Origin of the sequence: Actinomadura hibisca NBRC 15177 (assembly GCF_001552635.1) — a bacterium.
GTDB lineage: Bacteria > Actinomycetota > Actinomycetes > Streptosporangiales > Streptosporangiaceae > Spirillospora > Spirillospora hibisca.
The window spans coordinates 46,511-66,529 of record NZ_BCRO01000073.1; the positions used below are offsets into that span (position 1 = coordinate 46,511).

Here is a 20,019-nt window from a genome sequence, read left to right on the forward strand (position 1 = left end):
AACATGGAGACATGGGATGATTGGCTGACTGAGGTCGCCACCCGCTCGTCCCCGACTCCGTCCGCTCCGAAGGGGGACCCGTGACTCTGCGCACCGCTCGCCGCTCGTCCCTGGTCGATCAAGTGATCGACCAGCTCAGGGGTGAGATCGCCACCGGTGTGTGGCCGGTCGGCGGCAAGATCCCCGCGGAGCCGGTGTTGTCGGAGACGCTCGGGGTGGGCCGCAACACCGTCCGCGAGGCGGTGCGGGCCCTCCAGCACGCCGGTCTCCTGGAGTGCCGCCAGGGCGACGGCACCTACGTCATCGCCACCAGCGAGCTGTCGGGCGCCGTCCGCCGCCGCCTGGAGACCGCCGAGCTCATCGAGATCGTGGAGGTCCGGCGCGGGCTGGAGGTGGAGGCCGCGCGGCTGGCCGCCGCCCGCCGCACCGACACCGACGTCACCGCGATCGCCGCGGCGCTCGCCGAGCGGGACGCCGCCTTCGCCGCCGGCGAGCACGCCACGTTCGTCGAGGCCGACCTCGCCTTCCACACCGCGGTGGTCGAGGCCACCCACAACCAGGTGCTGACCGACCTCTACCGCGACTTCAGCGCGGCGCTGCGCGCCAGCATCGGGGCCGCGGGCGACCTGCTGGAGCACGCCGACATCCCGCACGGCCCGATCGCCGAGGCGATCGAGGCCGGCGACGCGCCGGCCGCGGCCCGCGCCACCCACGCGTGCCTGGACGAGATCCTGCGCTCCACCGAAGAACGCACCCTCGCCGGCACCGCGCCGTCCGCCGGTGCTGCGCCGTCCGCCGGCACCGCGCGTTCCAGTGGCACTATGCCGGTCGGTGGCACCAGCCCGTCGGCTGGCACCGCGCCGTCCGGCGGCCCGGTAGCCGACGCGGGACCGCCCGCCGATCCGCCTGCCGAGCGCCCGCCCGCCGCCCCGCCGGAGCCCGTGCCCACCGCCTGACGGCGGCGCGCCCCCTGCACCGGCCCCGTTCCCCGAGGAACGCGTTTGGACCGGTCCAACATCGGGTGCCCGGCTCCCTCTCCCACGTTCCCGCAGCTCCCACGCTCGACGAAGGTCCCATGACTGCCTCCACCATGCCCACGGCCGTGCCCCGCGCCACGGCCTCCCGCGCCACCGCCGCCTGGACGCTCGCCGGCCTCATCCTCCTGACGGTCAACCTGCGCGCCGCCATCACCGGCATCTCGCCCGTGCTGGGCGAGTTGCAGGACGCCTTCGGTCTGTCCGGCGTCCAGGTGAGCGTGCTCACCACGCTGCCGGTGTTGTGCCTCGGCCTGTTCGCCTCGCTCGCCCCGGTGCTCGCCCGGCGCTTCGGCGCCGAGACCGCCATCGCGGGCGCGCTCGTCCTCATCACCGCGGGCATCCTGCTGCGCGTCGTGCCGTCCGAGGCCGCGCTGTTCGCCGGGACGGTCCTGGCGGGCGCCGGGATCGCGATGGGCAACGTGCTGATGCCCGCCGTCATCAAGCGGGTGTTCCCCGACAAGGTGGGCTCGCTCACCGGCCTCGCCATGATGCTGATGGCGGGCAGCGGCGCGATCGCCGCCGGGCTCGCCGTCCCGCTCGACAACACCGCCGGATGGCGGCTCGCGCTGGCGGTGTGGGCGGTCCCGTCGCTGGTGGCGGCCCTGGTGTGGGGCCCGCTGGCGCTGCGCGGCCGCCGCGCCGAGGCCCCGGCCCCCGCGCGCACCAACGCCGCTCCGGCCCGCGCCGACGAGGGCTCCCTGCTGCGCTCCCCGCTGGCCTGGTACGTGGCGGCCTTCATGGGCCTGGCGTCGCTGATGTTCTACGTGCTGATGTCGTGGCTCCCGGAGATCATGCGCGACCACGGCTACGCCCCGGCCACCGCCGGCATGATGGTCTCGATCATGATGGTGATCGGCATCCCGCTGGGCTTCCTGGTGCCGGTGTTCGCCGCCCGGCTGCGCGACCAGCGCGGCGTGGTCGTGGCGGTCGGCGCGGCGATGGCGGTCGGCGTCGTCGGCCTGCTGGCCGCGCCGCAGGCCGGCTGGGTCTGGGTCGCGGTCCTCGGCGTCGCCACCGGCAGCGCGTTCCCGCTGGCCTACACGCTGCTCAGCCTGCGCTCGCCGAGCCCGGCGGTGGCGGCGCGGTTGTCGGGCATGGCGCAGACCGGCGGCTACCTGCTGGCCGGGTTCGGGCCGCTGGCGGTCGGGGTGCTGCACAGCGCCACCGGCGGCTGGGAGGTCTCGCTGGGGCTGCTGCTGGCGCTGGTCGTGCCGGAGGTCGTGTTCGGCCTGCTGGCGGCGCGGCCCGGGTTCGTCCGGCCGAGCACCGCGCACCGCGAGGGCCCGATCGAGCAGCTCATCGAGCCCAAGGACGGCATCGTCGCCTCCGCCGTCCGCGAGTCGGCCGCCTCGCGCTGACCCGCGCTACCGTGGGGCGATGAACGACCATCCCTTCGTCCCGGCGGACTTCGCGGTGCCCGAGGAACTGGCGGGCGAGGGATTCCGGCTGGAGCCCCTGCGGGCCCGGCACAACGTGGCCGACTACGCGGCCTGGACCTCCAGCGTCGAGCACATCCGCGCCACGCCGGGCTTCGTCGGCGGCCGGTGGCCGCACGAGATGAGCGAGGCCGGCAACCTGGCCGACCTCGAACGGCACGCCGCCGACTTCGCCGCGCGCCGCGGCTTCACCTACACCGTGCTGGACGCCGCCGACGAGGTGGTCGGCTGCCTGTACGTCTACCCGCCGCGCGAGGGCGAGCCCGGCGACGCGGCGGTGCGGTCGTGGGTGCGCGCCGACCACGCCGACCTCGACCCGGTGCTGCACGAGGCGGTCACCGCGTGGCTGGCGCGCGAATGGCCGTTCCGCGACCCCCGCTACGCGCCGCGCGTCAGCCCCCGCTGAGGTCGACCGAATCGAGGTCCAGGACGCGGGCGTGCAGTACGAGCCGCTGGTGCAGGGCGGCGCGCAGCGCGCGGTGCAGGCCGTCCTCCAGGTACAGCTCGCCCTGCCACTGCACCACGTGCGGGAACAGGTCGCCGTAGAAGGTGGAGTCCTTGGCCAGCAACGACCGCAGGTCGAGCTCGCGCTTGGTGCTGACGAGCTGGTCGAGGCGGACCTGGCGCGGCGGGATCTTGGCCCAGTCCCGGGACGAGAGCCCGTGGTCGGGATAGGGCCTTCCTTCTCCCACCGCCTTGAAGATCACCCTTGGAGTCTACGGGCTCAGATGGAGCCCGAGAAGGTGTCGCAACTGCGCGGATCACCTGACTGATAACCGGTGGTAAACCAGCGGCGGCGCTGCTCGGAGGTGCCGTGGGTGAACCCGTCGGGGTCGACGCGGCCCTGGCTGCGCTGCTGGATGCTGTCGTCGCCGACCGCCTCGGCCGCGCTCAGCGCCTGCCGGATGTCGGTCTCGGTGAGCTGGGTGAGGAAGCCGGTCGACACCGCGTTCTTGGCCCACGTCCCGGCGTAGCAGTCGGCCTGCAACTCCAGCCGCACCGAACCGCTGGTGGCGCCCTTGGCGCCCGCCTTGGCCTTGTTCATGTCGCCGAGCAGGTTCTGGATGTGGTGGCCGTACTCGTGGCCCACGACGTACGCCTGCGCGAACGGGCCGCCCTCAGCGCCGAAGCGCTGCTGGAGCTCGTTGAAGAACGTCAGGTCGAGGTAGACCTTCTGGTCGGCGGGGCAGTAGAAGGGGCCGACGTCGGAGGTGGCGTACCCGCAGCGCGTCTGGGTGGCCTGGCTGAACAGCTGGGTCTTGGCGGGCGTGTACCGCCGCCCGTCGCTGGTGAACTGCTTGTTCCAGTAGCTCTGGATGCTGTTGACGGTGCCGACGATGCGGCAGTCCTGCGACTGGTCGGCGTCGGCGCCCGAGCGGCACTGCGCCGACAGGTTCGTCCCGGACCCGACCTGCCCGGCGGGCTGCTGCTGGTCGGAGCCGCCGGTGAGGTCGAGCCCGAACACCAGCGCCACGATGGTCGCGAGCAGGCCGACCGCGCCGCCGCCGATCATCATGCCGCCCGGCCTGCGGCCACCACCGCCGCCCCGGGCGTCCTCCACCTGTGAGGCGTCGAGCTGCGCGTCGTCTCTGAAGTCCATAACGGCGTTCCCCTCCGGGCCTGGCCCGTCCGCCGAATCCCCTGGTCACCGGCTTTCCCCGGGGAAAGCCGGGCTAACCCGGAGGTGAGGGCCGCCGGACGGAGCACCTTCGGACGCCCGTTACCCGATGAACGGCGAAAAGCACCTGACCGCCGCCCGAGGTGGGCGAACTAATGCGCCGTCATGACCACTGATCACCTGTCCCTGCGCCCGGTGGGAGAAGCGGAGGCCGCCGCGGCCCGTTCGAGTGGCAGGGCTGGTGGGACCTCTGAGAGAAAGACCATTGACCACGCCCCGTCCCGGGCGAGACCCTTCAAGTTAGGTTTGCCTTACCTAACTTGAAGGGGCGCACGATGGCGAAGACCAACATGAACACGGTCCGGATCAAGCCCGAGGTCAGCGAGCCGCTGACCCTGCACGTGCTGCGCAGCGAACGCCTCTCGCCGCACTTCCTGCGCGTCACCCTCGGCGACGGCGACGTCGCGCGCTTCACGCCGATGGGCTACGACCAGTGGTTCCGCCTGTTCATCCCGGTGGCCGACGACTCCCTGTCGCGCCTGCCCGACAAGTTCAACACCCTCGCCTACGCGAAATACCTGACGATCTCCAAGACGTCCCGCCCCATCCTGCGCAACTACTCCGTGCGCGCCTTCCACAAGGACGCCAAGGAGTTGGACGTGGACTTCGTCCTGCACGACACGTCCGCAGGTCCCGCCGCCGAATGGGCCCAGAAGTGCAAGCCCGGCGACAAGGTGGCCATCCTGGACGAGGGCATCTCCTTCAACCCGCCCCCGGACGTCCGCCACACCCTGCTGGTCGCCGACGAGAGCGGCCTGCCCGCCGCAGCGGCGATTCTCGCCTCCCTGCCCGACGACTTCCAGGGCAAAGCCCTGCTGGAGATCCCCGCCCCCGAAGACGAACAAGCCCTGACCACCCCGCCCGGCGTCGAACTGACCTGGATCAGCCGCAAGGACGCCCACGACACCCCCGGCCGCGCCGCCCTGAGCGCCGCCCTGGCCCTCCCCCTCCCCGAAGCCCCGTTCTTCGGCTGGGTGGTCGGCGAACAGACCCTCCCCACCACCCTGCGCCGCCACTGGGTGAAGGCAGGCGTCCCCAAGGACCACATCATGTTCTGCGGCTACTGGCGCCACCGCAGTTAGGGCTGCACCTCTTCAGGCGTGGCCTCATGCCCCCGCCGCCCCTTGCTGCGACGCTCCCGCTTGAGCTGCGCCTCGTGGAGATGCCGCCGCCCACCGGCCAGATCATCGCGCACCCGCCGCTCCAGCTCGCGGAACGGCTCGTAGTACAGCTCCTCGAACTCCTCGATGATCTGGAAGGTCCACCGCCCCTCAAGGACGTTGCGCCCGACCAGCTCGTCCCGGATCTCATCGGCCCACCCCTTGTGCCCGGCCGCGGCCAGCTGATCGGCCGCGTCCCCGAGCGTGAAGTCGGTGGTCCCCAGAAGCTGATGGAAGGAGTAGAGATGCCCCCGAGCCCGCTCCAGGGTCTCCAGCGCCTTGCTCAACTCCCCGACGGCCTCCACGGTCTCCCCGTTGAACTGCCCGGCGTCCTGCTTGGGATCATTCGGCATGAGACCCCACTACCCCGCAACCGGGCTTCTGCACAGGTCAGAGCCAACGCCCACCCCTCGAAGAGGACGAAACGCAACAAGGGCGGCACCGACCGGTGCCGCCCTCGTGGATGCGGAGGATACGAGATTCGAACTCGTGAGGGGTTGCTCCCACCACGCTTTCCAAGTTCGCGCGTTGGTGGTCGAAACCCCTGCTGAACTGAGGATCCGCTTCAAGCGGACGCGCCTGAACGCCTGAGGGCATGCGCGAATGCACCCAGAACTGCAACGGCTGAGACAGGAATGAGACTTTCTCTGGATGGGGCGGTCGTTCAGATCTGGCCGTAGAGAGTGGGCAGGTCGATGAGGTGGAGGTCGGGGGAGGATATGGCTGCTTGGTGGGCCTTGTCGCTGAAGCCTGCTCCGCTGAAACAGATGAGTTTCGTGTGGGAGGTGTCGTAGCGGCTGGCCTGGGTGATGAGGTCGCGGATGTGCTGGAGACGGTCGATGTGTGCGGTGCCCATGGTGTCGTTCCATTTGGCCTCGCCGATGGCCAGAAGAGGGGGCTTGCCGCCGTCGGCGATGCCGATGACCGCTACGTCGATCTCGTGGCCGGTGCGGGCGGTGGGATCGTGGACGGTGCCGTAGCCGACGCGGGCGGGCAGGCCGCCGAGGAGGTCGGGGTCGGCGTGGCGCAGGGACCAGTCGCGGCAGACCTGTTCGAAGTGGGGGCCGAGGACGTTGCCGGTGAAGCGGCGGCGGCTGGCCTGCCAGACCCGGCCTGCGTGGCAGACGGGGTGAGATTCGCCAAGGCGGCGAGAGGCGAGGCGCACACCCAGTCGGCTCGGTGATCGGGTGCCACAGAACCCGCTGCTAGCCGTCGTCGGGGCCGGGAAGGTCTCAGGCTCTCGATCAGATCTTCCTGGTTTCGGGCGATACCCGAGGCTCTCCGATGAATTTCGGAGAATTCATCGCCAAGTCCTGACTAGTGATATTTGATCTAGCGGGAGGGGGTCGAGTGCTGGATCGCAACAACCATCAGGGGAAGTTCGCCGAGGACTACGTCCGGGCGCTCGCGTCGGCGGCGGGGCTGCTGGTCTTCAAGGACGACGCCGATCACGACGGGGTCGACCTGGGATTCAAATATCCGGGACGGGCCGGACTGATCGCCTCGCCCGCGATCGAGGTCCAGGTGAAGTCGTGGTCGCGGCCCCACGTCAGCGGGACGGACTACGTCTATCCGGAACTGAACGAGGTGCAGTACAACAAGCTGGTCCACGGGCCGTTCCTCGTCCCGCGCTACCTGTTCCTGGTGATCGTCCCGCCGGACCAGGACCGGTATGTCAGGGTCGAGACCGACGGGCTGATGTTCAGCCGGCTCTGCTTCTACCGCGGATTCGAGGGCGCCGACCATGTCGCCGAGCCGAGCACCAAGCGCCGAACCTCTGTGCGCATCCCCATGGGGAACGTCCTGACGGTGCGGGCGCTGCGCGAACTCGTCGGAGCGCCGCGACTGTGACGGGCGAACTGTCGGCCGCCGACATCACGGGCTACTTGGACACGTCCGGCTGGATCCGTCAGCCCGAAATCTGGCGGACGGCCTCGGTATGGGTCTACCAGGGCGAGCACGAGGTGATCGTCCCGGAGTTCGACGGGTTCGTCGACGGACCGCGCCGTGTGCAGGAGCTCGTGAGCGTCCTCGCGCGGATCGAGGGAAGGCCGCAGGAACTGGTCGCCGCCGACATCGCTACGCCGAGGGCCGACCTCCAGTGGTACAGGGCGTCCTCGGTCGCGTTGGGCGGCCAGATCGGCCTCGTCGAGGCGGTCACCGCGCTGACCGGAGCCCGAGACGTTCTGTTGGCGGCGGCGCGGGCCGCGCATGTGGGACCACGGCCGGTGTTCCACGGCCCCGCGCCCGCGCCCGTCCGCGAGCTGCTTCAGGCGGTGCGCGTCGGGCCCATGGTCACGGCCGAAGAGACGGTGCTGGTTCGGGTTCCGTTGGACGGGCCAGGCGACCCGCCACTTGGGCGACGTGCGCTTCTCCTGCTGCGCCGGGTACTCCCGCTGCTGAGCGACGCCACCCGGGACGCGATCCAGACCAAGGACTTCGGCCTTTTCGACGAGCTTACGGCTGAAGGCGTCTCGGCCGAACTCTGCGGTGCACTCGCCCAGCTGAGCGGCCCCGGCGCCGGGGCGGGTTTCGAGATCGGATTCCGCTGGGCGCGGGACGTCCCCACAGATGTCGAGGCGGGCATGGTCGCGTTCGAGCCGGGCTCGGGCAAGGCGCTGCGCACTGCACGGCACCGGCTGCTCCGGCTCCAGAAGCAGAAGCAGAAGCGCAGAGCTTCGGTGACCGGCCTCGTCAGGACCCTGTCCCACGACGGCGGCGCCCTTTTCCGGGCGTGGGTGCAGGGCCCGGTCATCGTCGAGGGGGCAACGGTCCGCCGATCGGTCTGGGCACGGCTCCCGGACGAGGCGACCTATGAGCGAGCGGTCTCCGCGCACCTCGACGGCCTTGTCGTTCGAGCGAACGGCACGCTCCGGGATGTGGGCGGCACACAGGAACTCGTGGCCGAGGTCTTCGGCCTGGCGGAGGATGACTGACGGTGGACAAGATCATGTTCGGGACGAGAGAACGTGCCCTCCTGCTCGGCCTCATGTCGATGGGAGGAACGGCCACCAACCCCGGACTCCGCGATCATGTCGGGGACGTCATCGACGGCGCTCCGCGACGCAAGCTCAACGAGCTTCGCATGGTGAAGAGCGTCCGGGAAGGCCGCGCCTACCGGCACGAACTGCTCGAAGAGGGCTGGGCCTGGTGCGCCGCCGAACTGTCTCAGCCGGCGCCGGCGCGTGGCGGGGCGCTCACCGTTCGGAGCACCTACGCCGTCTTCAGGTACTTCGACAGGTACTTCGACCTGATGGGCGTCAGCCTCGGGGACATCGCGAACGTGATTGCGAATGAGGAAGTGGAAGCGGAGGCAGAGGCAGACCTGCCCACCCTGATCCGGGAAGCCTACTGGCGGGTCGCCGCCAAGCCCCAGGAATGGGTGCTGCTGACCAAGATGCGGCCGCTGCTCGGCCACGTCCCCCGGACGGCCGTCGACGAGGCGCTGCGACTGATGCAACTGCTCCCGGATGTTCATCTGGCCCCCGAAGCCGACCAGAAGACGCTGACCGAGGAAGACCGGGAGGCGGCGGTGACCGTGGGCGGCGTACAGAATCACCTGCTGGCCATCGAGGCACGATGAACGGAGCGCAGGAACGGGCGCTGCGGGAACTGTCCCGGGTACTGGACTGGTCGGCGACCTCCGAGCATGCCTGGAACCCGCCGCCGTTCCACGTCGCAGGGCTCCACCCGCGGGCCGAGCGGTTGATCGGCGACGGCATCGGAGAGGCCGCCGCAGCCTCCGGCGCGAGCCCTCTCGGGGTCGTGATCGAGGGCCAGGGCGGCGCGGGCAAGACCCACCTGCTCGGTTGGGTCAAGGGCCGGATCGCGGAGGAGGGCGGTTACTTCTTCCTGGCGGACTTCAGTTCGGGCAGCGACTTCTGGCGGGTCGTCGCAAGGGCCATGGTCCAGGACCTCGGGCGGAGCACGTCGGAAGGGCTGCCCGTTCAGGCGGTCGTCGCAGTGCTGCGGCTCGCGGAACTGGCAGGCGTCGCCGATCGGTTCGCCGCGGACCGCACGTGTACCCGTGCGGACCTCGACGCGCTGGAAGCCGGTCTCCTCGCATACAGTCGTCGGCTGCTGAGCAGCCGCGACACGATCAGGGCGCTCGCGCTCTACGCGGTGGGCACGCCCGACGGTCTCCAGGTCGGTAACGATCACCTGACCTCGGTGGGGGAGACCCGGGACGGCGACCGAGCCGCGTGGGGACTGACCCCGGGGCTGAAGGGGCACCAGGAGATCGTGTCGGAGCTGTCGGCGCTGCTCGCGCTGACCGGACCGGCCGCGATCGCGGTCGATCAGATCGACGCCCTCCTGGAGCACTCCCGCCGGTCCCGTGCGTCCGGGGCGTCCGACGGGGAGAACAGACCCGACGCGATCGAAGAGATCGCTGGCGGGCTGATGGCGCTGCGACACGTCACCCAGCGCACCCTCTGCCTCATGGCCTGCCTGCCGTCGTCGTGGCGGCTCATCGAGGAGCAGGCGGTCGGCACCGCCCGCGACCGGTTCCGGACCTCGCTGATCCTGTCGACACTGACAGACCCCGCGGCGGCACGGACCATGGTCGAACGACGGTTCTCGGCGGCATTCTCGCGGGCCGATTTCGATGCCCCCGATCCGGTGTGGCCGATCTCCCCGGGCGCATTCGCCACGTCCGTCGGGCTCACCCCGCGGACTGTGCTGAGACACATCGGCGACCACATCGAGCGATGCCGGAACGAGGGCGCGGTACGGCTTCTGGCCGGATTCGACGGGACACCTGCCGAGCCCGCCGTTCCGGCCCGTCCGGATCAACCCGATCTCGCCCGGCTGGATGCGCGCTTCGCGGAACTGCGCAGCGCGGCACAGATCGACGATGCCTTCGACCCCGGCCATGAGGACGAGATCGTTCCACCACTGCTCCGCGCCGGACTGAACGCGTGGATCATGGAACAGGGGCAGGCCGGACGCGACTTCCGAACGGACCCGCCGCCGTCGGGGAAGCTTCCGGAGGTGCATGCCAGATTGCGGCAGACCCTGGACGCGAACACCGAAGAAGAACGGCACTGGACGTTCCGGATGATCGGCGCGTCCCACGGAAACAAGAGCCTTGCGCGTCTTCGGGCGGGAATGCGGGCGTCCGGTCTGGGAGCGGACGTGCCCGACAGATCGTTCATCGTCCTGCGTAATCCCGGCTGGTCGGACGGTGAGGCGACACGGGCGACCCTCGCGGACCTCAAGGAATGGGGTGGGTACTCCGTCCCCATCCGGGGTGACGACCTGCGCGTCTACGCCGCTCTGGGCTCCCTGATCGAGGAAGCCGATCCTGGCCTGGAGGCATGGCTGCTCGCTCGCCGACCCGCTGGCGCCACGGATCTCCTCAGCGGAATCCTCGCGGACGTCATGCCCGCGGCCGCCCTTCCTTCCGCGACCGCTCAGGCGGCGGTCGTGCCGACCGTCGATGTGTTGCCGGAAGCCCCCGTACCGGCGGCCGAAGAGGACGCCCTGCTGACGATCGGTCGTCGCCTGGACAATCAGGCGCAGGTCACGCTCGACCCAGCGGTTCTGGCTCAGCACGTCGGGGTCTTCGCAGGGTCAGGCTCCGGCAAGACCGTCCTGCTGCGCCGGATCATCGAGGAATGCGCGCTGCTCGGCGTCTCCTCGATCGTCCTCGACCCGAACAACGACCTTGCCAGGCTCGGCGAGCCCTGGCCGGAACCGCCTGAGGGCTGGCTCCCCGGAGACGCCGAACGCGCCGGCCGCTACGTCGCCGAGGTCGAGGTCGTCGTCTGGACCCCCGGACGCTCCGCCGGCCGCCCCCTCACGTTCCAGCCACTTCCTGACTTCGCCGCACTCCAGAACGCCCCTGACGAACTCGAATCGGCCCTGAGCCTCGCCGTCGAGACCCTGGCCTCCCGCGCCCGTCTCACCGGCGCCACCGCCAAGGCCGACAAGGGACGCGCGGTGCTCCGCGAGGCACTGGCGCATTTCGCCCGCACCGGTGGCTCCACCTTCCCCGCGTTCCTGGAAATGCTCTCCGCTCTCCCGTTCGCCGCCTGCGCCCTCGACAAGGCCGACGAGATCGCCGCCGACATCGGCCAGGTCCTCAGAGCCTCCATGATCACCGATCCGTTGTTCGCGGGCGCAGGCGAACCGGTCGACCCCGCCTCCCTGCTCACCCCGTCCCCCGGCAAACGCGCTCGCATATCGGTCATCAGCCTGGCGGGCCTCACGGACGAGTCCCGCCCGAACTTCGTCAGCCAGCTTCAGGCCACCCTGTTCACCTGGATCAAACGCAACCCGCCTCGGGACTCCCCGCTGCGCGGCCTGTTCGTCATGGACGAGGCCCAAATCTTCGCTCCCTCAGGCAAACGCACTCCCTCGCTCGCCGCCACCCAGACCTTGATCTCCCAGGCCCGCAAGTACGGCCTCGCCCTGGTCTTCGCCACCCAAGCCCCCAAGGGCGTCGACAACAAGGTCACCGGCAACGCGACCACCGTCTTCATCGGCCGCATCAACAACGCCACCCAACTGGCCGTGGTCAAGGAGATGGCCCGGGCACGCGGCGGCAACGCGGACCGCGCCGGCCGCCTCAACCCCGGCGAGTTCTACGCCTCCTCCCTCGATCTTTCCTCAACCCTCCTCCAAACCCCCCAATGCCTCACCCACCACCCCCAGAACCCCCTCACCGAGGAAGAAATCCTCCACCGAGCCCAAGAAGGACGCGATGAACCCGGGAATTGATCAGCCGTGCGACCGTCCAGGCGGCGGACACCACCGTCCTACTCCGGGCGGCAGTGGTGGTCGGCGATGTGCCGATGGGGCCGCTGACGTGCGCTTTTAGCGTCCGCAAGGAGGCAGCGGGATGTCGGTGGGGTCCAGTGGTCGCCGTTGACCGCGACCAGAACCGCGATCACAAAGCAGAACGGCCGGTACTCGTTCGAGTACCGGCCGTGCGTCTTGCCTGGTCAGGCGAGCGGAGGATACGAGATTCGAACTCGTGAGGGGTTGCCCCCCAACACGCTTTCCAAGTCTGCACCTGGCTGTCCGTCCGTGACTGTCACCGTCCCTGAACTGGTCATGCGTCCGATTTCGAACATCCGCAAACAGTCCCGAACATGGGCAAATGAGACCAAAACTGAGACCGCCATGCGTTGCGTTGGACCGGACTGTCTCGCCTCAGGAAACCGCCCGTGGTGTTCCCGGCTTTGATGGGTCCATCCTGATAACCCTTACCACGATGTCTCGGATAGTGAGACGATGTGCTATGTGGCGAGTGATACCGCAGGGGATAAAGCCGAGCGACGTACGCGTGACGTAGCGGCGCTGCTCGGTGTTGCCGACTTCGTCTATGCACAGCCGGTGGTCCATGAACGATCCTCGAACAACGAGGTCGGGGACGGACTCCTTATCGTTGGACAGCTCGGTGCTGTTCTGCAGGTCAAGGCACGGGATCCGGAGATAGGGCTGCGCGACTCGGAGGCCAAAGCGGAGAGGGTGGTGCGCAAGTTCATCGACGTGGCTGCTAGGCAAGGCAGTGGAAGTAAGCGGACGATCCAGAAGTATCAAGGCTGGGGTCAACCGCTCCAAGCCCTGCCTGTACGAGCGTTCGAGTTCGCTGGAGACCTCCGCCGCGACTTCGCGTTGGACCTGTCGATGGATTGTGGGCTGTGGCCGACGATCGTGGTTGTCGATCACCCTGCCGATCCTCAGTTTGAGGTCGATTCTCCACCTGGGGTGTTTTGCATCTCCTTGTCTGATTGGGAGTGGCTGCTGTGGCAGATCCGGTCGGTATCCGGGCTTCTCTACTACGTCGAGCGAACCTTGGCCGCTGGCTTGCCTACGGTCTTCGGTGCCGAACACCTCAGGTTCTCGCTCGTCTGCCAAGCCGACAGCGCCAGTAGCGCGCACTCATCTCGCGCACAACCGTGGTTCTCCACGGCCGCAGTCGAAGATCCTGTCGGCGTTGATCTCTACCGGGATTTGATCGCCAAGCTCTGGCACGGCCAGTCCCAGCACGGCAAGCCGCTGGTGCCGGCGGAGATTCGCACCATCGCCGCCTTCCTCGACGACGCTCCCACCGCGCACCAGGCCACCATCGGGAGATGGGTCCTCAGCAAGCGCAGCGAACTCGATGAGACGGGGCAGACAGGAAGCGGCAATGCTGTCTTCAATGACCGCCTATTTGTCTATATGTGTGGCACGAGCCGGACCTGGCCCGACCATGGAGCTTGGGAAGCTGAACTCGGCACCCTCACCTTGGTCCGCCTACTGCACTGGCGTGAATCACGTGGCGGATCCACCACGGCACTTGGCATCGGCGTGCGCGAAGTCGACGGCGGCGTCGCCTACACCTACGTCTACGTATCAGAACCCGTCAACGTCCCGTCCGACATACGGGCACACATCGAGTGGAACTACGGGATCACCAACCTCGCCCACGGTCACACCTACCTACCGAAACCCGGACGCAACGATCCATGCCCCTGCGGCGGAGGCACGAAGTACAAACGCTGCCATGGAGCACCGGGCAAGCCGACCCCCACCACGTAGAGATCGCGGCTTGGTCAACGTGGCCGCCCCGGCGGCCCCGCCGGGCTGGCCTGCCCGGTCCCGCTATCAGCCGTTCGGCAGACGCCCAGCCGACTCGCAACCGCGTTGGCTGGACCAGGCGCAGCGCAGCCTCCCGAATCCACTGCTCGGGCACCGCCGCCCCGGAGAGTGTCGGGAGGTTCCGCAGCGTGATGCCGCCGAAGCGTACCTGGCCGTCGACCGCTGCTAGAGCTTCTTGTGGCGGCGTTCGCCGGCGAGCCGGTGGTACGTAGCCCGAGATCGTGCCCAGCAAGCAGATTGATGGCCAACGCGCGATCGAGGACAGCGCCCTCGATTGCTTCTTCGCCATCGTGGATGAAGGCGCTGAGTAGGACGTAGCTGTCTTCCACTCCCATCGCCTAGCGCTCTGGGACACTGATTTCCCGCGCGTTTTTCGGCCTCGCTGTCCTCACGGTTGCCGGGGTTTCGTAGGCCACGACACCGTCACACCTAGGTGATTGGCGCGAACGGGTCGAGGTGATCGGCGTCGTCCGTCCAGTATCCATACCGCTCGCCCAAGAGAGTAAGCAATTCGTCGGCATACGGGCCTGGCGGCAGCCGCAAGCCCAGCATCGCAGCGGTGCTGCCTGCCGAGATCCTCAGCTGGCTGCGGAGCGCCTCCTCATGGAACGCCGAACTGGGAAGTTGCGGGTCGCTAGATTCTTCAGGCCGGAAGAACTGGTCGATCAGGCGTTTGCGCTCCTCTTCCGATAGCGAGGAGCTAAAGGTAGCGGAGTCGAGGTTCATTCTATTATTGGCGACTATGTGGGCTATTGCGAGAAGAAGATGCCAATCCAGCCAGCCTTGCGCCCGCAGTGACGCGATCGTGTTCTGGAAGGTCGTATCACCTAGCAGACGAGGCAGTGTGTGCCTGATCACGGGCTGGAGGTTGCAGTAGCGGCGCGCGGCGGCCTGACGCATCTTCACGGGGTCGTAGCCAGGCCCAGGGCCGTGCTGCGGGGGCAGGGTGGCCTCGGCGGGAGGCGAGTCTGGATATGCCTCATTGGGAGATGAGGGGAGCGTTCGCAAGTCTTCGTAGAAGCTCACGGGGTGGAGGTCGGCCAATTCATCGTAAGGGCGTGCGACAAAGACGCGTTCCAGCAGTCCGCCACCCGAGGTGTCGATCAACGTGATGAACGTGCTGCCGGGCAGCAGCGACCTCTCGGCGAGGGTCTGGATGACGGCGCTCAGCACTTGTCGCTCCGCCGCGTCGGAAGCATCGGACTGCGCTGGCGCGGGCTCCGCGCCGATCGATAGCCGGACACGCCAGACCCCACTTTGGGTCGCTTGACACAGTGCGGTCTCGTCCAGCGGCAGGCGCGGATCCGCAGTGAAATCGATCATCAGCGTTCCGGGTAGCAGCAACGGATCCTTGAAGGAGAGCTCGGCCAAGGTGATCTGGAGCGCGCTGATGAACCGCTCTGCGGCCAGCACCTGCTGGCGTTCGTTTTCTGTCCGGACCTTCCAGGTCACTCCGAGGGCGGTCCATTTGTAACTGCGTACGGGACCCGCGTCACTGTACGGACGGCCGATGCCCGCCTGATCGGCTTCGACGGCAAGGTCCGCTTCCCTGAAATCGAGCACCTCATCAGCCTGGGGACTGAGAATCTGATCGACGATATCTCTGATGTCGCTGGTCGCCGCAGCATCGATCACCGGTAGGTACGCGGGCCGTAGCGTCCGCGCGAAACGGACAGTGATCGCCACATTGCCGATCGCCTCCCACACATACGGATATTGATCTACATCGAAGGGGTCAGCGCACGAACCGGTGTGTGTGGCCATCCCAAAGCCCACAGTGTGACTCGCGGTCAGCCAGCCGCCGGCTTGATGGTCGTACACGGCAGCTTCCAAGACGCTGCGGCCGATGAACCCCGCAAGATCCGGTCCAGCGCCCTTCGCTGCTGCTGCGGCGGCGAGCGCGTAGTGCTTGGCTGCGATCGGCAGCCCGAGCACGCCGTAGATCTTCGCGGCGAGCAGCAGCATCAGCAGGCCGCCTTCGAGGGTCTCTCCTTGCAGCCACGCCGAGAGCGCCTTATGGATCTCCCGTAGTGCCAGCACCGGTTGGTCTTGGCCGAGCAGGTCAATTCCGCGCTTCTGAGCCCGTGCGCCTACCGCGTGCCGGCCTTCGGCCCTGCCATAGGCGTCATCGAACAGATCACGTACCTCAATGTACGAAGGATGGGTGGTGAGTGTGGCGACGTAGAGATCCAGGAAGTCACAAAGCGGACCGACCGGAAACAGCGGCGCTTGCGGAAGATGGTGGCCCAGCCGCAGTAGTAGTTCCATCGCGGTGTCGAGATCGATGATCGTAAGGTTGATCGGTGGCAGCGCGGTGCTGACGTCGCCGTCGACGGCGGCTTGGACCTGTTCGACGGCCCCACGCACGCTGATCAAGTTGTCCCGTCTCGCCTGGTCGAGGGTCTGCGGTGGGCGGGGAGTCAACGCGATGTGAGCTCCGAGGGCCAGGAGCCGAGCGAGGGCGTGCGGGTAAGGGTCGGCATCGACGAGCCGGGTCATCTTGGCGGTCAAGGTCTCCCGCCATTGGCCGATCTCAACGGGGCCGATGGAGGTGAGTTGCCGTAGCATCGCACCGCTGATGTAGCTGAGCAGAACGATCGCGTCTTCCAGGAGCCCGGCGTCGGTGAGATCGGGATCGTCGATCACCCCGTGGAAAAACTCCCGCGCCAGTTCGTCGTCCTTCTCCTCAAGGGTCTCCAGGCCGCGTAGAGCGGCGACGACGATTTCATACCGGGCACGCAACGCAGTATGGCTACTGACCGTCGATGAAAGCAGTGCACGCGCGTGCCTGATCCACGTGGGCAGGTCTGGAAGGGCCGCAGGGTCGAAGGTCGCGTGTCGTAGCCCTGCACGCATGTCGACCAGGTCACCAAGGGTGCCGCCCGGCTCGTCTCGGCCCCACCACCGCTCACGCAGCCGCGCATACCACTCGGGCAGCGAGACGCCTTCGGGGTGCGGCGGCGCCAGGCTCGACGGCAGGTGCAGGTAGTGAACAGCGAGGTAGAACAAGTCGTGATCGGTCAGGTAGGTAGCGATCGCGACCACGTCGAAGATCTCCAGCTCGACGTCGTGCTCGGTCTGTGCGTGGTCGATCAGGTCATGCCGCTTCTTCACCGGTATCGGCGTGGAGGCAAAGAACAGAACACGATCGACCGGGGTGCCCTTCCCGGTGATCGATTTCAGATCGGATTTGAGCTTCGACGGGACGCCGTCTTGCTGTGTGGTGCACGCCATGACGACCCTGCCCTGTGCTGCGAGCGCAACGAAGGTCGGTGGAAGTGAGGGGGACCCGGACAGGTCGACCCAATGTGACTCGGCGTCACGCCCCTGGTCGCCGCCAGCGCTGACTGGACCCGTCGCAGGCAGGAGATTACTGACGATCCGCCGACGGGCGATCCCCAAACAGAGTGCCTCAAATTCGTGATGTCGGTTCTCCTCCCCCAGGACACCAAGAGAGAGTCGGATCCGCCCCTTCAGCTCCACTGGGTCCTCACCCATCGCACCCCCTAGCCAGTCCGTGCCGTGACCAGTCTGACGGCTCGTAGGGGAGTATGCAGGCATCGTCGACACCCTCCCGCGAAACGTTTCGGTTCTGGAGGGCGCCGATGCGAGCACGGAGTTTGATCTAGCGCCACAGCTGTGACCGAGCAGAATGCAGCTGTTCTGAGGGCGCCGACCAACACGCCGTTTGGTCGTGCGCCTTGGAGGTCCTCCCGAGCCCGGCAACTGAGACCACCAAGCTCGCGCCTGCGATGCGCTGCATAGGTGAGTGGTTCGAGTAATCCCTGTTCAAGGTCACTTGAAGGGTCTTGGGGAGGCTGCGGGATGGGGTGGGCCCACACGCTGGGTGGGGCGTGCGCCGCGGCGTCCGTCGCCGTCCTACTGAGACTGAAACTGAGACCAGAAACGACTACAGCCGGTACTCGAATGAGTACCGGCTGAGCGTTTGTGCTGGTCAAGCAGCGGAGGATACGAGATTCGAACTCGTGAGGGCTTGCACCCAACACGCTTTCCAAGCGTGCGCCCTAGGCCACTAGGCGAATCCTCCGCGGGAAAGCCTACCGGGTCCGCGGCACTGATCCGACCTCAATAACGGCCGACACGGGGATCGGCCCGTACACGTGGGGGAAGAGCTGCCCGTCGGCCGGCTCGTGGCGGACCGGCGCGTCGAGCTTCGCCACGTCGACGGTCAGCAGCACCAGATCGTCCAGCTCCACATCCCTGTAGAAGCGCGACAGGACGCCGGTCACCTGGCCGAGATCGGACGAGCAGTGGATGAAGCCCTCCTCGTCCAGCGTGCGGCCGAGGGTGCTCATGGCGTACGACACACCGGTGTCGCGAGCCGATTCCCAGTGTCGGCGTTCGGCGATGTGCAGCAGCGTTGCGGCGGGAGAGGCGGACATGAGGCCGGAGCCTATGCCCGAAGCGTGCGATCCAGGGGCGGGGATGTCATAGACTCTGGGCAGACCCCTCGCACGGCGTCACCCTGTGAACCTCCCCAGGGCCGGAAGGCAGCAAGGATAAGCAGGCTCTGTCGGGTGTGCGGGGGGTCCTTTTCGCTTCTGACGCTCTGCTTCTTCCAGGAGGGCGGGCCCCATGAGTCTGGCTCTGTACCGCAAGTACCGGCCAGCGACATTCGCCGAACTCAAGGGGCAGGAACACGTCGCCGAGCCCCTCCAGCAGGCGCTGCGCAACGGCCGGATCAACCACGCGTACCTGTTCAGCGGACCGCGCGGTTGCGGCAAGACCTCCAGCGCCCGCATCCTCGCCCGGTCGCTGAACTGCGAGCAGGGCCCCACTCCCGAGCCGTGCGGCAAGTGCGACTCCTGCGAGGCCCTCGGCCCGACCGGCACCGGTCACATCGACGTCATCGAGATCGACGCCGCCTCCCACGGCGGTGTCGACGACGCGCGCGACCTGCGGGAACGCGCCTTCTTCGCCCCGGTGTCGGCGCGCTTCAAGGTGTACATCATCGACGAGGCGCACATGGTGACCCGCGAGGGCTTCAACGCCCTGCTGAAGCTGGTCGAGGAGCCCCCGCCGCACCTGAAGTTCGTGTTCGCCACGACCGAGCCGGAGAAGGTCATCGGGACCATCCGGTCCCGGACCCACCACTACCCCTTCCGCCTGATCCCGCCGGGCGTGCTGACGCAGCTCGTCGAGGAGATCCTCCAGTCGGAGAACGTCCCGTACGAGGAGGCGGCGCTGCCGCTGGCCGTGCGTGCGGGCGCCGGATCGGCCCGCGACACCCTCTCGATCCTGGACCAGCTGCTCGCCGGTTCGGACGAGAAGGGCATCACTTACGCGCGCGCGGTCTCGCTGCTCGGCTACACCGACGCGTCGCTGCTGGACGAGGTCGTCGGCGCGTTCGCGGCCCGGGACGGCGCGAAGGTGTTCGCGGCGATCGACCGCGTGGTGGAGAGCGGCCAGGACCCGCGCCGCTTCGCCGCCGACCTGCTGGAGCGCGTCCGCGACCTGGTGATCCTGTCGAACGTTCCGGACGCCGGCGGCAGCGGGCTGTTCAACGTCCCCGCCGACGAGCTGGAGCAGATGCGGCGGCAGGCCGCGTCGATGGGACCGGGGGAGCTGACGCGGGCCGCGGACCTGCTGCACTCGGGGCTCACCGAGATGCGCGGCGCGACGTCGCCGCGGCTGCTGCTCGAACTGATCTGCGCGCGCATCCTGCTGCCGGCGGCGTACGAGGACGAGGCGTCGATGTTCGCCCGGCTGGACAGGCTGGAGCGGCAGGCTTCGCAGGGCGGCTTCGCGGCGGGCGCGGCGGGCGCGGCAGGGGTCGCGGCGCCGATGGCGTCCATGGGGCAGGTCGCGTCCATGGGACAGGTTGGTGGGCTGCCCGCCGCGGGAGCGGCGGCGTCTGCGAACGCGGGCGTGCCTGCGGGTGCGCCGGTGAACGGTGGGGGTTCGGCGGGCGCGGGTGGCGTCTCCACGAATTCCTCTGCGGGGACGGGTGGCGCGCCCACGAATTCCCCCGCAAAACAGCCCCCGCCCTCCCAGGGGGGCGACCCCACTTCCAGTGTCAACCACCCCACCCCCCCCAGCGACACAGAACCCAATTCTGGGGATAACCCACCCCCAAACCACCCCACACCCACCCA

15 protein-coding genes, 1 tRNA gene, 1 other RNA gene and 1 pseudogene are annotated in these 20,019 nt (G+C 68.3%); 11 read left to right on the top strand and 7 right to left on the bottom strand.

Features of this window, described 5'->3' with window-relative positions; translation table 11 throughout:
• Positions 1-80: 80 nt before the first annotated feature.
• The 3 genes and pseudogenes from AH6_RS30090 to AH6_RS30100 form a co-directional block, all read left to right on the top strand.
• A pseudogene (locus AH6_RS30090) lies at positions 81-749 on the top strand (FadR/GntR family transcriptional regulator); the annotation flags it as partial.
• Between the two features lie 326 nt (positions 750-1,075).
• Positions 1,076-2,395, top strand: coding sequence for a CynX/NimT family MFS transporter (locus AH6_RS30095; protein WP_218005964.1), 1,320 nt, complete (start codon positions 1,076-1,078; stop codon positions 2,393-2,395).
• A 19-nt stretch (positions 2,396-2,414) separates the two neighbouring features.
• The gene (locus tag AH6_RS30100) at positions 2,415-2,879 is read left to right on the top strand and encodes a twin-arginine translocation pathway signal protein (RefSeq protein ID WP_067486670.1); all 465 of its coding nucleotides are present in this window, start codon (positions 2,415-2,417) and stop codon (positions 2,877-2,879) included.
• Here AH6_RS30100 and AH6_RS30105 read toward each other — a convergent pair.
• Positions 2,866-3,180 carry a type II toxin-antitoxin system VapB family antitoxin gene (locus AH6_RS30105; RefSeq protein WP_067486673.1) on the bottom strand — a complete coding sequence of 105 codons (315 nt, stop codon included), beginning with the start codon at positions 3,178-3,180 and terminating at the stop codon, positions 2,866-2,868. The two genes, AH6_RS30100 and AH6_RS30105, sit on opposite strands and share 14 nt — an antisense overlap.
• A 17-nt stretch (positions 3,181-3,197) precedes the next feature.
• Positions 3,198-4,073: a KPN_02809 family neutral zinc metallopeptidase gene (ypfJ, locus tag AH6_RS30110; protein ID WP_067486676.1), complete on the bottom strand. Its 876-nt coding sequence runs from the start codon at positions 4,071-4,073 to the stop codon at positions 3,198-3,200.
• A gap of 353 nt (positions 4,074-4,426) precedes the next feature.
• Between ypfJ and AH6_RS30115 the strand changes: the two genes are divergently transcribed.
• Positions 4,427-5,233: a siderophore-interacting protein gene (locus tag AH6_RS30115; RefSeq protein WP_174555135.1), complete on the top strand. Its 807-nt coding sequence runs from the start codon at positions 4,427-4,429 to the stop codon at positions 5,231-5,233.
• Here the strand turns inward: AH6_RS30115 and AH6_RS30120 are convergent.
• Positions 5,230-5,664, bottom strand: a complete 435-nt coding sequence (locus AH6_RS30120) for a hypothetical protein (protein ID WP_067486679.1) — start codon at positions 5,662-5,664, stop codon at positions 5,230-5,232. The genes AH6_RS30115 and AH6_RS30120 overlap by 4 nt on opposite strands.
• 311 nt (positions 5,665-5,975) lie before the next feature.
• On the bottom strand, positions 5,976-6,476 hold the full coding sequence (locus AH6_RS30125) for a hypothetical protein (RefSeq protein WP_067486682.1): 501 nt from the start codon (positions 6,474-6,476) through the stop codon (positions 5,976-5,978).
• A gap of 185 nt (positions 6,477-6,661) precedes the next feature.
• On the opposite strand from AH6_RS30125, the gene AH6_RS30130 reads away from it, so the two are divergent.
• From AH6_RS30130 to AH6_RS44250, 5 genes are all read left to right on the top strand, one after another.
• Complete coding sequence (locus tag AH6_RS30130; protein WP_067486686.1) at positions 6,662-7,162, top strand: DUF4365 domain-containing protein; 501 nt, start codon at positions 6,662-6,664, stop codon at positions 7,160-7,162.
• The gene (locus AH6_RS30135; RefSeq protein WP_067486689.1) at positions 7,159-8,247 is read left to right on the top strand and encodes a hypothetical protein; all 1,089 of its coding nucleotides are present in this window, start codon (positions 7,159-7,161) and stop codon (positions 8,245-8,247) included. Before AH6_RS30130 ends, AH6_RS30135 begins: the two co-directional genes overlap by 4 nt.
• Before the next feature lie 2 nt (positions 8,248-8,249).
• Positions 8,250-8,894, top strand: coding sequence for a hypothetical protein (locus AH6_RS30140; RefSeq protein ID WP_245679527.1), 645 nt, complete (start codon positions 8,250-8,252; stop codon positions 8,892-8,894).
• Positions 8,891-12,034: an ATP-binding protein gene (locus AH6_RS30145; RefSeq protein WP_067486692.1), complete on the top strand. Its 3,144-nt coding sequence runs from the start codon at positions 8,891-8,893 to the stop codon at positions 12,032-12,034. The genes AH6_RS30140 and AH6_RS30145 overlap by 4 nt, the downstream gene beginning before the upstream one ends.
• Positions 12,035-12,550: 516 nt before the next feature.
• On the top strand, positions 12,551-13,843 hold the full coding sequence (locus AH6_RS44250) for a YecA family protein (protein ID WP_067486695.1): 1,293 nt from the start codon (positions 12,551-12,553) through the stop codon (positions 13,841-13,843).
• A gap of 489 nt (positions 13,844-14,332) precedes the next feature.
• On the opposite strand, the gene AH6_RS30155 is transcribed toward AH6_RS44250, so the two are convergent.
• The 3 genes from AH6_RS30155 to AH6_RS30165 all read right to left on the bottom strand — a co-directional run bounded on the left by AH6_RS30155 (position 14,333) and on the right by AH6_RS30165 (position 18,306).
• Positions 14,333-17,401 (bottom strand): hypothetical protein, encoded by a 3,069-nt coding sequence (locus AH6_RS30155; protein WP_157431812.1) that lies wholly within the window; start codon positions 17,399-17,401, stop codon positions 14,333-14,335.
• Between the two features lie 465 nt (positions 17,402-17,866).
• Positions 17,867-17,951, bottom strand: a tRNA-Ser gene (locus AH6_RS30160).
• Between the two features lie 10 nt (positions 17,952-17,961).
• Positions 17,962-18,306 (bottom strand): DUF952 domain-containing protein, encoded by a 345-nt coding sequence (locus tag AH6_RS30165; RefSeq protein WP_067486701.1) that lies wholly within the window; start codon positions 18,304-18,306, stop codon positions 17,962-17,964.
• Between the two features lie 59 nt (positions 18,307-18,365).
• Here AH6_RS30165 and ffs point away from each other — a divergent pair.
• An RNA gene (ffs, locus tag AH6_RS30170) (signal recognition particle sRNA small type) lies at positions 18,366-18,461 on the top strand.
• 38 nt (positions 18,462-18,499) lie between these two features.
• Positions 18,500-20,019, top strand: a 1,520-nt coding sequence (locus tag AH6_RS30175) for a DNA polymerase III subunit gamma and tau (protein WP_157431813.1), incomplete at its 3' end; no start/stop codon positions are given.

What these genes read in the sequence shown, in the direction of transcription:
- AH6_RS30155 (WP_157431812.1), bottom strand. Translation starts at nt 17,401, where the DNA reads ATGGGTGAGGACCCAGTGGAGCTGAAGGGGCGGATCCGACTCTCTCTT.
- AH6_RS30115 (WP_174555135.1), top strand. Translation starts at nt 4,427, where the DNA reads ATGGCGAAGACCAACATGAACACGGTCCGGATCAAGCCCGAGGTCAGC.
- ypfJ (WP_067486676.1), bottom strand. Translation starts at nt 4,073, where the DNA reads ATGGACTTCAGAGACGACGCGCAGCTCGACGCCTCACAGGTGGAGGAC.
- AH6_RS30165 (WP_067486701.1), bottom strand. Translation starts at nt 18,306, where the DNA reads ATGTCCGCCTCTCCCGCCGCAACGCTGCTGCACATCGCCGAACGCCGA.
- AH6_RS30145 (WP_067486692.1), top strand. Translation starts at nt 8,891, where the DNA reads ATGAACGGAGCGCAGGAACGGGCGCTGCGGGAACTGTCCCGGGTACTG.
- AH6_RS44250 (WP_067486695.1), top strand. Translation starts at nt 12,551, where the DNA reads ATGTGCTATGTGGCGAGTGATACCGCAGGGGATAAAGCCGAGCGACGT.
- AH6_RS30095 (WP_218005964.1), top strand. Translation starts at nt 1,076, where the DNA reads ATGACTGCCTCCACCATGCCCACGGCCGTGCCCCGCGCCACGGCCTCC.
- AH6_RS30120 (WP_067486679.1), bottom strand. Translation starts at nt 5,664, where the DNA reads ATGCCGAATGATCCCAAGCAGGACGCCGGGCAGTTCAACGGGGAGACC.
- AH6_RS30100 (WP_067486670.1), top strand. Translation starts at nt 2,415, where the DNA reads ATGAACGACCATCCCTTCGTCCCGGCGGACTTCGCGGTGCCCGAGGAA.